The following is a 14,001-nucleotide window of genomic DNA, read 5'->3' as shown; positions in this document are numbered from 1 at the left end:
AATCCTGTCCAAAAAAATCCTGCTTAACACTCTACTTGGCGAAGGTTAGCTTTTTGCCGCCGCCATTCTGTACGTCTACTCTCGTATCTGACTTAGTAATGATCCGCCAGTCTTCGTTTAGGTCGCCCAGGTCTTCTTCGGGCAGTACGCCACTGATTTTGATTACGATGGTGGTGGTCCAATAGCTTGAGCCGGTGCTCCAGGTGCCTTTTTTGACCACCGTGGTTCCTTGCTTCACCTGCAATTCACCACTGTCCAGAAAATCAAAATTGTAGGCACTGTAGCGCGACGTGCGGTCGCGGCCGTTGTTGTCGATCAGGGAGGTGATTTTCCAGCTGCCCGGCACTTTGGGGTCGGGCGTTACCGGGGGTACATTATTTTTGGTGCAGCCTTGCCACACGATAGCCAGCAGGAACAGAGACAGGAGCGTTTTCATGGGTAGTTGGTTTTAAGTAATCAGAGGAATCTACTTGATAGGCTACGCTTGCTAAACGATAGAACAGCTTCTTTAGTCGAGTACGGAAAACAGAGGGCACGGGTTGCTTTTCTGACCTGCTGCGTGAAGCTTTGTGGCCATGAAAAATCCTTTCTTTTACGTTCTGTTGCTCGTACTGGTTGTGCTCGACGGCTGGCTCATGGCCCACCCGAACCTGATTGGCCGGGCGGGCGTTTTCTTTTACGAATACAACTACCTCAAAACCTTTCCCCGTGCGCTGGGTACCGTAGCGGCCGTGGTGGGGCTGGCCGTTTTGCTGGCCTGGGCCGGACAAAGGGCCGGGCGAGCGGTGGGCACGTTACTGTTAACGCTCCTGCTGGCATGGGCAGGCTACTGGCTCTGGAGCAGCGTCATGCAGTTCAACTCCGGCATTTATAAACTCACCGGGGCGGGCTTCCGGGCGGGAGCTATTCTGCTGCCGGGTTTAGCTACGCTGGTATTTGGAAAAGGATTACTCGACGCATTCAACCTACGCAAATGACACCAACACGTTTCACCCTTCAGGGTCAGCGCGCCCTGGTCACCGGGGCCACTAAAGGCATCGGCGAGGCTATCACGAAGCAGTTTCTGCAGCTCGGCGCTGCCGTTTTCATGGTCGCGCGCGATAACGACCTGCTGCAACAGCAACTGACCGACTACCGACAGCAGGGGCATGTGGTAGAGGGCCTGGCCATTGACCTCAGCCATCCGCAGGCGGCCCAAACCCTGGCCAATGCCGTGCGCGACGTATGGGGCAGCGTTACGATTCTGGTGAACAACGTTGGCTCGAACATCCGCAAACCCACCGCCGACTATACTGCCGCTGACTACGACTACGTGCTGAACACGAACCTGCGGTCGGCGTACGAACTCACGCAGGCGATTTACCCTATGCTGAAAGCTACGGGCCAGAGCAGCATCGTGTTTGTCTCGTCGGTGTCGGGGCTCACACACACCAGCAGTGGGTCATTGTATGGTATGACCAAAGCAGCCCTGAATCAACTCACCCGCAACCTAGCCGTGGAATGGGCCACCGATGGTATCCGGGTCAATGCTGTGGCGCCCTGGTATATCCGCACCCCGCTGGCCGCCCCCGTGCTGGACAACCCCGACAAGCTGGCTGGTATTGTGGGCCGGACGCCCATGGGTCGCATAGGTGAGCCCGAAGAGGTGGCCTCGGCTGTATCGTTTCTGAGTATGCCCGCTGCCAGCTACATTACCGGACAGGTGCTTTCCATTGATGGTGGCCTGATGGCCTGGGGTTATTAAGTAATCTGCTCATCTCTAACCTCGTACCTAGGGCCGATGCCTTATAAATCAGGCCAGACCATACATAATTAAACCGGTGGTGATGACTTGCAAAAAGTGTGCAACTTATGTGATAACTAATATTTTTTCATATTACACTCTGCGGTAGATCAACAAGTTAGCCTGTGTCATGAGCCTCTGATTGATTAGATCACAGCATCTACCACCTACGTATAATACTATGCGTTACCCTCTCCACGTAGGCTGAGGGTATTTTTTTTCAACGAATAGTACAAATCTGTAACACATCCATACCTGTTTTTAAGTACTTACTTAAAGATTATATCCTTATTCGACAAACTTTTTAAGTATTTCAACTTACGTATTAAAACTAACAATGGCACATTTTTAGCACAGCAGTCCTGTGCATGTTCTCGCCAATAGTTTATGAAATACGTATCCTTACCTTGCCAACTCACCCCGTTTACTGCCAAACCAGAACCAGGAGTTTTTCAGGTCGCTCGTTTAAGGCAATTCGTGACCTCGCTCATTGTGTTGCTATGCGGTGTGTTGTCTGCTAACGCACAGATAACCATCACCAATCTCAACACCAGCGACTGTTACCCAGATGCCGCCGGCACAAGCTCTAAAGCCACAATCAGGGTGCTCATCAACTGGGCTACGGTTCCGGCTTCTAACCCTTATGTACGGGTTAGCCTTGGCACACAAACACGCGATTTTCTGACGGGGTCGGGTACGTACAATATAGCGGGCTATAGCTCAACGCAAACAATTGTGTCGCCCCAGGAGATTGCGTTTGAAGTGCCCGCTGATGGAACAGTCAAAACCGTATCAGCCACCTTTGGCCGGTTTAATTTGCTCGGTGCCTTCATTGCTACCGGCACACCCGTTTCTGCCAGCACCACGGCCCCGCCCGCCTGCCCCCGAACGCCCTGTTCAACAAGCGGCCTGGGTGGTGTTGTTTTCAACGACTATAATGCTGATGGTGTGCGTAACACTGTCACCGTGAGTGGCATCACCAGTGGCGAGACCAACGGCGTGGCTAACGTAGAGGTACGAATAACAGCAGCCAATGGCTTGACCGCCACCACCCTTACCGACGAGTATGGTTATTATGCCTTCACTCAACCCCTGACTTACCCCGTACGGGTTGAGTTTGCCAATATTCCGGCTGAGTATCAACAAGCGGCTACGCCTAATGGTACCAGCAGCCGCACAACAACCCAGTTTATTACGGCGGCCAGTTGCACGGTTAACCTGGGCGTTAACTCGTTTTACGACTTCTGTAACCTGGCTCCCAAAGTGTTTACACCCTGCTATGTAAATGGCAACCCTACCGGCGGCGGCGATGCCGGGCAAGACCCGGTATTGGTGGCCACCAACCTGACAGGTAGCCCCAACGTGTTTGGTACGGCAGAAATACCCTACGCGCTGGGTAAGCAGATTGGAGCTACCTGGGGATTGGCATTTAACCGAAACACCAAAAAGCTTTTTTCGTCGGCGGTGTTGCGGCGGCACGTTGGGTTGGGGCCGCTCAATATTGGCGGGGTTTATATTACCGATGTTGGCTCAGCGACAACCGCTGCCACCTCGTTTACTAACCTGACGGGCAGCTTTTTGAACCTGGCGGCTGCACCTGTCAGTGCGTCACTGACCACCATGACTGCCGCTCAATTGGCTAATACCGGGGCAGGCAGCCGTTTGTTACCTGCCGCCAAAGGCATCTCCGGGGCTACGGGAGCCACGCGCGACGCTGTTGTATTCACTAACGTGGGCAAGCAGGGGTTGGGTGACCTGGAAATTTCGGATGATGGCAACACGCTGTACGCGGTCAATTTGCTGGAGAAAAAACTCATCAGCGTCGACATCTCCACCTATAATGCCACTAGTAGTACGGCTAACGTAACAGCCACGTTTACGACTATCCCCAACCCCGGTTGTATACTGGGCGAGTGGCGGCCCTGGGCGTTGAAATATTATAGGGGCAAACTTTATGTCGGCGGCGTCTGCGACGCTTCTGGCACTACACTGGCCCCCGGCCTGGACGCCACCAATTCGGCTTCTCTTAGCGCAGCCCGCAAAAACCTGAAGGCCGTGGTCTACGAATATGATGGCACTTCATTTACGTCGGTGTTTGATTTTCCGCTGACCTACCCCAAAGGGTTTCCGTATGCCAATTACCCCAGCCTGACGGGTTGGTACCCCTGGACCGACGACTGGAGTATCCTGAGCCAGGGAAGCACCGACGTAGTGTTTCCGCAGCCCATGTTCTCGGATATCGAATTTGATATTGATGGGTCGATGCTGCTTGGGTTTGGGGACCGGACGGGCTTTCAGACGGGTGTCAACAACTATTCACCGGTGCCTACCGACAACCAGTTTTACCTCGGCTTCAGTGGTGGTGACGTGCTGAAGGCCTATGCCAAAAATGGGGTATTCATCCTGGAAAATAACGGCAAGGCAGGTCCATTTACGGGCAGTGGTGCCGGCAATAACCAGGGGCCAGGTTTTGGCGAATACTTCAACGACAACTGGTCCTTTGGCGGTACTACTTACCACGCCGAAGCCGCCCTGGGTGCCCTGGCGCTACGGCCTGGGTCGGGCCAAACCGTGGCCACGTCCATTGACCCCGTCAATGACGTAGCCTGGTCGTCTGGTTTCCGATTGCTGAACAACAACACCGGCCTGCGCGACGCCGCCTTTTCGGTCTACACGTCGGGTGGTGGTGCTCCGGCTCCTGCCAACGGAACATTAGGTAAAGCAGCGGGCCTGGGGGACGTAGAACTGAACTGCGACACGCCGACCTATCTTGAGATTGGTAACCGGGTATGGTATGACCTCGACAATGACGGCGTTCAGGACCCAACCGAGAAGGGCATTTCGGGAGTCAGCGTAAAACTTTACGCCGCAGGCAACGCTACCACACCGCTGTCAACCACCACGACAGATGCCAACGGTGAGTATTATTTCACCGCTGCCAAGGGCGTACAGCCTAACCAGCAATATATTATCGTGATTGGCGACGGACAGCAGGTTGCCGGTCTACCCGACCATCTGCTCATTGCCGGACGCACTTATGTGCTGACCGTTCCCAACACGGGCGAAGGTCCGGCTACTTACATTGACCAGAATGACTCGGACGCGGAACAGGCCTTAGCGGGTTTGTTTCTGAATAAGCTGACCATCCCCGTATCGACCAGTGCCTTCACGGTGGATAATCACCGTCTCGATGCAGGTTTTAGTTGTATTCAACCAACCAGCATTAGCCTGGTAGCCACCTCGGCCACTTGTAACGGCACAACACCCCAAAACAATGGAAGTATTGTCTTGTCTACGTCGGTGGTCAACGGTGATAAGTACGCCATTGTGTCGGGGACCGTTACGACGGGGTTTGCCTATTCAACGGCCACGGCGATTGGCACCACATTTCCCAAAAGCCTGACCACTGGCGTTTCCAATGCCGGTGCCACTTATACGGTCCGCATTTATAACGGCAGCACTGATTGCTACGTGGATCAGGTTGTTGTGGTTGACCCGAAAAGCTGCGTGTGTATTCCACCGGTAGTGGTGGCGGCTGCCAGCAGCAACGTGGTGTGTACTACGGCTACAGCCCTGCTTACGGCCACGGTCACGCTTACCGGTTCATACACCTACGCCTGGATTGCTCCGGCAGGGGCCACTCTGACAGGGGCCAACACGGCTACCGCTACGGCTTCTGGTTTTACAACGGGCCTAAAAACATTCACGGTAACGGTTACGAGTGGCCCCGGCTGCTTTACCACGGCCACGGTGTCGCTGTCGGCCACCGCCTGCTTAGGCTGTTCAATTAGCCTGAATCCGGCCATTCCGGTGCAATCGGCCTGTAACGACAACGGCACTGCAACCAGTGCTGCCGACGATTATTTCACCGTTACCGTGCAGGCCACCGCTGTCAATGGTGGTGCATCGGGCAAATATGAAGTGGTTATCGGAGCGAACCTCGACGGTACAGGCGGCACGGTGCTCAACGCGGGTGGTACTGCCTACAGCACCGCCGCTACGGTAGGCACGGCCACTACGTTTATGGCCAACGGCAGCAGCACCTACCTGGTGACAGTGCGCGACCTCGACACGCCGACCTGCAAAACGACGTTTACGACCACCGCCGTTCAGTCCTGCTCCGTTTGTCCACCACAGCTTTGCATCCCGATGACGGGGCTTAAGCAGTAACCACCCTTCCGAATAATGATCATGGAAAAGTTTCATTCATTTATAAACATGACCACTGGTAGACTCTGGTCCTATGTGGTTTACATACTGCTCGCCTTCAAATTAACGATAAGCCACGCTCAAACGCCAACCCCCGTAGTAGGTATCCCCTGTTACGTAAACGGGCCGTCTGCTGGCAGTCCACTCGATGCTTTTGTAGGTGTTTATTACAACTCCGAGCAAGGAGCTAATAGCCTGTCTACTGGAGCGAGCGCTATATCGCATTTAGCCACCTTTGGGCAGATAGGCTCTACGTGGGGGGCAGCCTATGATTCGCGTATCAATAGCTTTTACGCCGCTGCATCGCTTAAACGGCACTCTGGTTATGGCCCCAGCGGCTCGGGAGCTATCTATAAAATTAGTGCCAACAGCGCAGCTACTTCCGTCGGCTTGCTAATCAATCTCAACGGCGCTACCGGCACACTGCCGGGTGGAGGGGCGGTAACAATCAATACGGGTGGGGCAACTGATCACGGTAATCTCGGCACCAACTCAACCGACCCCGGCACCGACAACCCTGCTTTTTCGCTAGCCGGTAAGTCGTCGCTGGGCGACATTGATATAAGCCCAACTAAAAATACACTTTGGGTAGTCAATATCGCTGGACGTCAATTAGTTGAGGTAAATATAAGCAATCCATCCAGTGCCGTTGTAGGGAAGGTATACCCCATTACCACAGCATCAACCGGTGTGACACCAGCGGATGGTCAACTCCGACCCTGGGGTTTAGAAGTGGCCGCTGACGGGTCTGTTTACCTGGGCGCTGTTGCTTCTGCTGAAGACGTAACACCTGCGGCACCAACCATTGCGGGGCCAATTGATCTCAACTCAACTTCTTCGCGGGAAAGCATTGCTAACCGGGCTAAATTGATTGGTTATATTTTCAGGCTTAATAAACTTACAGGCAACTTCACGCAGGTAGCTGCCGTCAACCTGAACTATTTACGCGGCACTCCGGGAGTAGGGTCCAACAATACGGCTGAATGGGTGCCTTGGTACGATTCCTATAGCAATGGCTTTCCTAATACCGGAGACGGCTATTTTCAGCTCTATCCCCAGCCATTGATTGCAGACATAGAAATTGTAGACGACGGCTCGATGCTGATTTCAGTTATGGACCGGTTCGGATTACAGACTGGCTCAGAAGGCAACTCTAAACCTGGTGCTACAGTAACGTTTGATGAACGTGGACGAGCATCGGGCGATGTACTACGGGTGCTTCCATCTGGTTCCGGCTGGAGTAGCACGATAAGTCAAACGTACGGTGACGTGATGTCAGTACCCGAAGATGAAGCAGCACTGGGAGGTATTGCCTACAAGAGTGGTACGAATGAATTTTTGAGCGTAACCGTGGATGCTATCAACGCAAGCAGTAATGGCTTGTCAGTTATAGGTCTTGACCCGCCTTCCTTAATTGATAACCAGGATTTGGTGTCATACAGTGGTGCTCCGGGTGTTGGCACAAATCCCTTGCTGGGTTCTAAAGGCTTGGCACTGGGTGATGTAGAGATTGGTACAGTTGGTGCCGTAGCCGTCTGTACAATCCCCTCGGCCATTTCGGTCGTTGTTTCTAATCCTACCTGTGCTGGTTTATTGCCTGTTAATGACGGGTCTATTACGCTAACCAGTGTAGCCAACGCCGACCGTTTCGCCGTCAGTGGAGGTAGTTCATACACAGGTACAACGACCTACGCATCGGCGAGTGCGATCATCGGGGTCCCCACTACGCTGATCTCAGGTATTCCTAATGCAGGAGGAACCTATACGATTCGTTTCTTCAACGGAGCCGATGATTGTAAAACAGATTACACCGTCACCGTTGCAGCAGCATCCTGTATTCCATCCACCATTGATCTGTCCGTTACTAAAATCCGTAGCAGTGCTCAGCAGAGTACTGTTGGCGGTGCAGTCACGTTTAAAGTCGTCGTGAAAAACAACGGGACTACCCCCGCCACCAACATTGTGGTTAACGACTTGCTGGCCCTGGCTGATTTCAGCGGTGTGAGTGGCGTGGGTTCGCAGGGCGGGTATACGGCAGGGACCGGTGACTGGGCCGTGGGTACGCTGAGTGCTGGTGCCAGTGCCACGCTTACCGTAACGGCCACCGTGATTCGGGAGGGGATCAGCTACAACACGGCGTCGCTGTTGAGCGTGACGGAAGGCGATATCAACCCCAACAACAATATTGACCGGGCCTGCGTCACGGTGCCCGTTGCCCTCACGGGCACCCAGACCTACACGGCTACGGTGCCTGCTCAGTATTCGGCGGTAGAATGGTTTAAAGATGGGGCGTCAGTGGCTACGGGCAACTCGCTGGTCATCAACACCAGTGGCGTTTATACATTTACGGCCCCCAACGGCGGCTGCGCAGCTGGCACGTGCTGCCCCCTGATTGTGCAGGCATGTAGTCTTTCTGCCACAGCGGCTGTCAATGGATTACCAACCAACACACAGTGTGCCAACCTGCCCGCCACGCTAACTGCACAGGCAAGCCCGGCAGGTTCGTATACGTATGCCTGGGCCGCACCGGCGGGCGTCACGCTGACGGGTGCCAACACCGCCACGGCTACTACGGGAACGCTGGCCCCCGGCGTCTATTCATTTACCGTAACGGTGAGTAGCAACCCCAACTGCCTTGCCACGGCCGTCACCACGCTAACGGTGACGGCACCGCCCTCGCTGGTTGTGTCCAATACGACTATCTGCGCAGGACAGTCGGTAAACTGGTGTTTCGATTTAGTCAATACAGGCCCCAGCGGGTCAAATACGCAACTGTTTGGGTCGCTGGCTGATGCCAAAGCGTTCACGAACGTATTGCCGCTGCCGTGTACCCTTAGCCCAACAACTACGGTAACGTATGTGGTGGGTCGGCAGGATGCCAACGGCTGCGTGGCTACGCAATTGCTGTCAATTACGGTTAATGCCATTCCCGATGCCGGCCCCGATCAGGTGCTGATATGCGAGGCTGGCATGGCCCCAACCAGTGCCACCCTCGCGGCTACGGCTATGGCAGGTGGTGCCTGGAGCCAGTCTGGTACCAACCCCGCCATGGTTACCTTTACAAATCCCACCAGCGAATCGAGTGCCGTAACGGGCCTGACTGCTCCAGGTACGTATACGCTGGTCTGGCTAGCCAATGGCTGTTCCGGCCAGGTATTTATTACGGTGCCGGTTTGCCAGAGTATAACGCCACTATTGAGCAGCATTGGCGACAAAACGTTTGTAGATGTCAACAGCAACGGTATACAGGACGTGGGTGATCTGCCGTTGGCGGGGGTGCTTGTAACGCTGATGCAAAACGGCACGGTAGTTGCCACCACAACCACGGCCAGCAGCGGCACGGGTGTAGGCTGTTATAGCTTCACAGGCCTCACGCCGGGTATCCCCTATAGCGTTAGCTTCACAGCGCCACCGGGTTTTGCCGCCACCACATTTCCAACGGGTATTTCAGCCCCGGTGACACTGAGTGCGGGTGAAAACAACACAACCGTCGACGCGGGCTTTACACCACTGACAGGCAGCCTTGGCGATTTCGTCTGGAAGGATTTGAATAATAACGGCTTACAGGATGTCAACGAACTGGGCGTAGCCAACGTGACGGTGCAACTGTTTACGGTAGTGGGCGGCGTTATGAGCAGCACCCCCGTTGCCACAACCGTTACCAGTGCTAGTGGTCTCTATGCCTTTACCGGACTGCCTCAGGGCGATTACCAGCTCAAATTTTCACTACCCGCCAGCGAGACAACGGGCTGCGCCATTTCGGGCAAACCCAACGCAGGCAACGATGCCAGAGACTCAGACATTGATCCGCTTACGGGCCTTTCGCCGGTGGTCAGTCTTAACCCCAGCGGTACGGGCTTGGCAGCTAACAACACAACCATCGACATGGGCGTGCAGCGCAAAGCCTACGACCCAACGGGCTATATCTATTGCTACGCCACCAACACGATTCTGACCGGTGGCACCATCAGCATAACGGGTCCGGGTAGCGTGAGCATTACCCTGAACGGGTCAACGGGTGTTTACCAGTTCCTGACCGACGGCACGCCGGGTAGCTATACCCTAGCCTATACCCACCCCAACGGCTACAGCGTGGCAACCGTGCAGCGCCCCGTGGCAGGTGCAGCACTTGATCCGTCGGGCCTCGACGGTTCGGCAATGGACAAAGATGGGGTAGTCAACGGCTGGGTGAGCCTGGGTTCACAGCCTAACTCAACCACCACGGCCCTTGTCGACGGTTCGGCCACGGCCAATCCGTACTACCTGGTGTTTAACGTGACAGGCGGCGATCCGTACATTGCGGAAAACAACTTGCCCATCGACTGTTCTGAACCACTCGGCAGTATCGGTCATCTCGTTTGGAAAGAAGTAGTTCAGGACGGCAAGTATGATACGGCTACGGAGCAGGGGGTAGCCAACGTGACGGTAAAACTGCTGGAAGTGACCAGCCCCGTTGGGTCTTCGGTAGTGTCAACCTCGGTAGTATCTGCGACAGTGACCGACGGTGCCGGCAAGTATTTGTTCAGTAATCTGGCTGCGGGACGTTATGTGGTTGAGTTCGTAAAAACCAGCCTGCCCAGCACCTGCGTTATCTCACCTGATTTCCAGGCGGCTGGTGTGCCCGATGCCTTAAACAGCGACGCTAATCCCCTAACGGGCCAATCGCCCATTATCACGCTCCTGCCAACAGACCCCACGAAAAGGGACATACTCACCGTAGACGCTGCGTTGGTTGTACCGAGTTGTAAAGCTGTCTGCATACCAATCATGGTAACAAAGCGACGCTAAGTTGCTAAGTATCCCATTGTACTCATGCCTACTACGTAGACCGGGCCTCAGTTGTCTGCCCTGGTCTACGTAGCCAATTACGTAAACCTATGCTTGACTATCTACGCACAACGCTTCATTCCTTTATGAATCAGTATCAGGCCGTCATGTGGCGACTGCGGGAATGTTCGCTTAATGATGAACAACTAGCCGCGGCCATCGGCGTCAGCAGTGGCGTGATCCGCAATCGTCGTAGCAAGCCACAGTCCTGGAAACAGGTCGATATCGACCGTTTGGCTGCTTTATTCGCCATGTCGAACACCGCCAGCCAGCAACTCACCAACACCTTAGTCGAGCTAAGTCAGCAGGTAGCGGCGCTCCCCTCTGCCGAACGCCGCCGCATTGAACGCACGTTGCAATTCAAAGCCAGTCAGCTCAGCGAGTACAACGGTTCCGGCTGGACAATCCAGTACCTCCTGCGCATGCATCAGGGGTTAAGTCGCAGTTAGGTAGCGGACTAGGCGTTGCAGCAGATCAGCATGTAGCGCACTGGAAATGAACCCAATAGTCCGACCAATATCAGTATCCGGCAAGGTAATCAGGTTGGACAATCGCACCACCGACGTGGCCCGTAGCTGGTTTTCGGCGGTGGGCTGCAAGACCTCATCAAACCCTGCTACAGCCTGTCGTAGCTGCGTTGAGATACCACAAACCAGGAAATCACCATGCCAAATCGACGGACCGACCGGCATCTGCCGCAGCAATAATACAGGCCGCCGTTTGTGTGATCCGTCCGATTGCTGAATGAACCCAATCGCTATATCTCCCTCCTGAAGAGGCTCTGCTACTGAAGAAAGGTGGGGCGGTAATGCGCTTCGGGCAGGTAACCGGCGGCGGCGGTGCCGGATTCTCCCTTTCACTATGTCGGGCTTGCTAAGCCGCGGACCAATTGCCTCTTTTTGCAAAGGCTTATCAGCCTCAACCGACGCGGAAGGTGTATCATTCGCCAACTCCGAGCGCACAATGACGCTCACCAGTTCGGTCAACTGATCGGGGGTAACTTGGGATTGTGTGACTGTGCCGTACTGCATGGCCGTATCGGGGTTTGATTACGGTGGCAAGTTGGCGGGGGCTAACGCGCTCTAACTATCATGCTACTGTCATGACAGTAGTTAAAGAACAATCAAGTTAACTGGTCGAGGTCAGGAAAAACCAGTTTAGCACGTTTTAAATCTGGCAAGGTATTACGTTCAGGATCAATCACATTACGCCAACTCCCTACCGTTGGCGCATGGTCTTTGAAATCAAATAACTGATTGCAGATTCCAGCCAATTTATTTAAACTCATTTCTCCTCCGGTAGTTGGTGGCGCAAGGTATCCGGCTCGGATTAGTTCTGAAATGATATACCCAGCAACGGCGGGTTTACAAGTCCATTGCAGTTTTTGGTTTGATATTTTAGGCGTAGCATCTTCCGGGTCTTCCAAATCAGTAGTGATTTCGTTGTCACAAAGGAGCGAGTACCTAACTATACCAGTCAGAAATGGGAACTTTGTTGAATTCAAAGATAGGATTAGAGACTTTTGAAAATGGCTAGCGATGAAGTCTCTTATATCGTCTAGGCTATCAACTATGAGATGGAGGTACCCAATTATGTCTAATATACGTTCATCAGAGAATGACTTACTGAACTCCTTGAGCCACATCTGTGTACCGGCATGATCTATGTCAGCAATCGACTTCATAAACCTCTCAACCTTGCCTAAGTAGAAGTATTGTTGTGAATCTGTGTTCGCCTTGAATACACTCGCGTTCAACTCTTTTTTTAGCTGATCATATACAGTTTCTATCGTTTCATAAATCTCCCCCCAATCATCAAGCTCTAACTTAAGTAGGATTTCTGCCTCGCTCTGAGATTTTTCGTAGGATTCAAGCCGCATATATGCAAGATCAAACTTGTCGGCGTACAGGGTCAGTTCTTCAATTATATCACTTTCCATTGGTCAATTTTGGTTTGCTCTATATGCGGACAAAATGCCCCGTAAGGGCTGGAAATGTCAGGTTTCGTCAGGTTTTCGCGGTGGTCAAGCGGCGGTTTCTAGGTCGCTGTAATGCAGTATCACCCGGCCCAGATCAACGGCCCGGACTTCTGCCGTTGCCAGCGTTTCAACGGCCACGGTGTCGCCCTTCGCGTTGATAAATTCCACCTCGCACAGCTCGTTATTAGCGTAGAGGTGAACGACGGTGCCCACGTCCCCCCGGCGCAATCCCAGCGCGGGGCGGTCGGTGAGCAGGGCTACTAAATCGAGTTCCTGAATCATGGTTGTGCGGCATCTGCCGTAGTTAGCTTGGGTATGCAGTGACCAATCGGGGTTCGTCGTTAGGCGGTTCTACAGCCCATACGCTGAGCAGATGGTATGTTCTGCCGTTGGGTGCGTTGATCGGTCCTACAACGGCGTATTTTCGGCCTTGTGCGTTGGCTTGTACGCCCCTTACACTGCCAGAACAGGCCAGCCGTATAAGGTCTGACCGTAGTTGTTCGGCCTGATCGGGCGTGTAGCCAATGCGTTCATAAAACCGGGCCTTGCTCTTTCCTTCGGGGTGTTCGTGGTTAAGTAAATAGCGGTATAGTTTGACATCGGCTATATGAGCCTTTTCGCAGTTGGATAGTTGTTCTCCATCTGTCATAGCCGATAGGCGGGTACGTCGCTGTAATCGGGTTCATCGGTGCCATACACCCGGTTGAGCGACGCATGGGCCAACGCTTGCCAGTCAACGCGTTCCTGTGCTGTTTCCGCATCAGTACGACGAACGAGTTATAACAATCCCTCAACCAACGGACTACCAACCGGGTCAAGGTTGGTAGAGTCGATGGTAATAATGGTCTGGCCATTGGAGTTAGCCTGTAAGGTTATGCCTTGCATGATCTTGTTATAAGCCGAAGTACCCTGTGATTTGATTCGAAAGCTAATTAAGAATGAAACAATAATAACATAAAAAAAGCCGCTAACTGGGTTACAGTCAGCGGCTTTTTTAGTGCTCCCGAAGGGATTCGAACCCCTATCGTCGGTACCGGAAACCGAAATTCTATCCATTGAACTACGGAAGCAGAATGCCCAAATTGGCTCGTTAGAGGCGTTTGGGAGTGCAAATGTAAGGATGAATTATGAATTACGACGTAGGGATTTACGAATTACGAGGTACGAATTACGATTTTTGATGACGCCTGTATAGCGGAACGTT

At 53.5% G+C, this 14,001-nt stretch carries 10 protein-coding genes and 1 tRNA gene; 5 read left to right on the top strand and 6 right to left on the bottom strand.

Annotated elements, in window-relative coordinates; translation table 11 throughout:
* Positions 1 to 31: 31 nt before the first annotated feature.
* Positions 32 to 436: a hypothetical protein gene (locus tag J2I47_RS11890; protein WP_207364799.1), complete on the bottom strand. Its 405-nt coding sequence runs from the start codon at positions 434 to 436 to the stop codon at positions 32 to 34.
* Positions 437 to 575: 139 nt separating this feature from the next.
* On the opposite strand from J2I47_RS11890, the gene J2I47_RS11885 reads away from it, so the two are divergent.
* The 5 genes from J2I47_RS11885 to J2I47_RS11865 all read left to right on the top strand — a co-directional run bounded on the left by J2I47_RS11885 (position 576) and on the right by J2I47_RS11865 (position 11,268).
* Positions 576 to 977 (top strand): hypothetical protein, encoded by a 402-nt coding sequence (locus tag J2I47_RS11885; RefSeq protein WP_207364798.1) that lies wholly within the window; start codon positions 576 to 578, stop codon positions 975 to 977.
* Positions 974 to 1,744, top strand: a complete 771-nt coding sequence (locus tag J2I47_RS11880; protein ID WP_207364797.1) for an SDR family oxidoreductase — start codon at positions 974 to 976, stop codon at positions 1,742 to 1,744. Before J2I47_RS11885 ends, J2I47_RS11880 begins: the two co-directional genes overlap by 4 nt.
* Before the next feature lie 516 nt (positions 1,745 to 2,260).
* Complete coding sequence (locus J2I47_RS11875) at positions 2,261 to 5,953, top strand: SdrD B-like domain-containing protein (protein ID WP_207364796.1); 3,693 nt, start codon at positions 2,261 to 2,263, stop codon at positions 5,951 to 5,953.
* A gap of 48 nt (positions 5,954 to 6,001) precedes the next feature.
* The gene (locus J2I47_RS11870; RefSeq protein ID WP_207364795.1) at positions 6,002 to 10,780 is read left to right on the top strand and encodes an SdrD B-like domain-containing protein; all 4,779 of its coding nucleotides are present in this window, start codon (positions 6,002 to 6,004) and stop codon (positions 10,778 to 10,780) included.
* 89 nt (positions 10,781 to 10,869) lie between these two features.
* Positions 10,870 to 11,268, top strand: a complete 399-nt coding sequence (locus tag J2I47_RS11865; protein ID WP_229374539.1) for a hypothetical protein — start codon at positions 10,870 to 10,872, stop codon at positions 11,266 to 11,268.
* On the opposite strand, the gene J2I47_RS11860 is transcribed toward J2I47_RS11865, so the two are convergent.
* The 5 genes from J2I47_RS11860 to J2I47_RS11830 all read right to left on the bottom strand — a co-directional run bounded on the left by J2I47_RS11860 (position 11,254) and on the right by J2I47_RS11830 (position 13,867).
* Entirely contained in the window at positions 11,254 to 11,850 is a 597-nt protein-coding gene (locus J2I47_RS11860) for a type II toxin-antitoxin system PemK/MazF family toxin (RefSeq protein ID WP_229374538.1), read from the bottom strand. The two genes, J2I47_RS11865 and J2I47_RS11860, sit on opposite strands and share 15 nt — an antisense overlap.
* A gap of 92 nt (positions 11,851 to 11,942) precedes the next feature.
* Positions 11,943 to 12,758, bottom strand: coding sequence for a hypothetical protein (locus J2I47_RS11850; protein ID WP_207364794.1), 816 nt, complete (start codon positions 12,756 to 12,758; stop codon positions 11,943 to 11,945).
* 84 nt (positions 12,759 to 12,842) lie between these two features.
* On the bottom strand, positions 12,843 to 13,079 hold the full coding sequence (locus tag J2I47_RS11845; protein ID WP_207364793.1) for a DUF4926 domain-containing protein: 237 nt from the start codon (positions 13,077 to 13,079) through the stop codon (positions 12,843 to 12,845).
* A 22-nt stretch (positions 13,080 to 13,101) separates the two neighbouring features.
* Entirely contained in the window at positions 13,102 to 13,446 is a 345-nt protein-coding gene (locus J2I47_RS11840; protein WP_207364792.1) for a DUF6883 domain-containing protein, read from the bottom strand.
* Between the two features lie 349 nt (positions 13,447 to 13,795).
* Positions 13,796 to 13,867 (bottom strand) — tRNA-Arg (locus J2I47_RS11830).
* Between the last annotated feature and the right edge of the window lie 134 nt (positions 13,868 to 14,001).

The sequence above is a fragment of the Fibrella rubiginis genome (genome assembly GCF_017353185.1).
In the GTDB taxonomy this organism is placed as follows: domain Bacteria; phylum Bacteroidota; class Bacteroidia; order Cytophagales; family Spirosomataceae; genus Fibrella; species Fibrella rubiginis.
The sequence above is the reverse complement of the archived record's forward strand: the minus strand, read 5'-3'. Positions and strand labels throughout refer to the sequence as shown.

Coding starts and splice junctions, on each gene's coding strand:
- J2I47_RS11890 (WP_207364799.1), bottom strand. CDS start 436: ATGAAAACGCTCCTGTCTCTGTTCCTGCTGGCTATCGTGTGGCAAGGC.
- J2I47_RS11885 (WP_207364798.1), top strand. CDS start 576: ATGAAAAATCCTTTCTTTTACGTTCTGTTGCTCGTACTGGTTGTGCTC.
- J2I47_RS11880 (WP_207364797.1), top strand. CDS start 974: ATGACACCAACACGTTTCACCCTTCAGGGTCAGCGCGCCCTGGTCACC.
- J2I47_RS11870 (WP_207364795.1), top strand. CDS start 6,002: ATGACCACTGGTAGACTCTGGTCCTATGTGGTTTACATACTGCTCGCC.
- J2I47_RS11865 (WP_229374539.1), top strand. CDS start 10,870: ATGCTTGACTATCTACGCACAACGCTTCATTCCTTTATGAATCAGTAT.
- J2I47_RS11860 (WP_229374538.1), bottom strand. CDS start 11,850: ATGCAGTACGGCACAGTCACACAATCCCAAGTTACCCCCGATCAGTTG.
- J2I47_RS11850 (WP_207364794.1), bottom strand. CDS start 12,758: ATGGAAAGTGATATAATTGAAGAACTGACCCTGTACGCCGACAAGTTT.
- J2I47_RS11845 (WP_207364793.1), bottom strand. CDS start 13,079: ATGATTCAGGAACTCGATTTAGTAGCCCTGCTCACCGACCGCCCCGCG.
- J2I47_RS11840 (WP_207364792.1), bottom strand. CDS start 13,446: ATGACAGATGGAGAACAACTATCCAACTGCGAAAAGGCTCATATAGCC.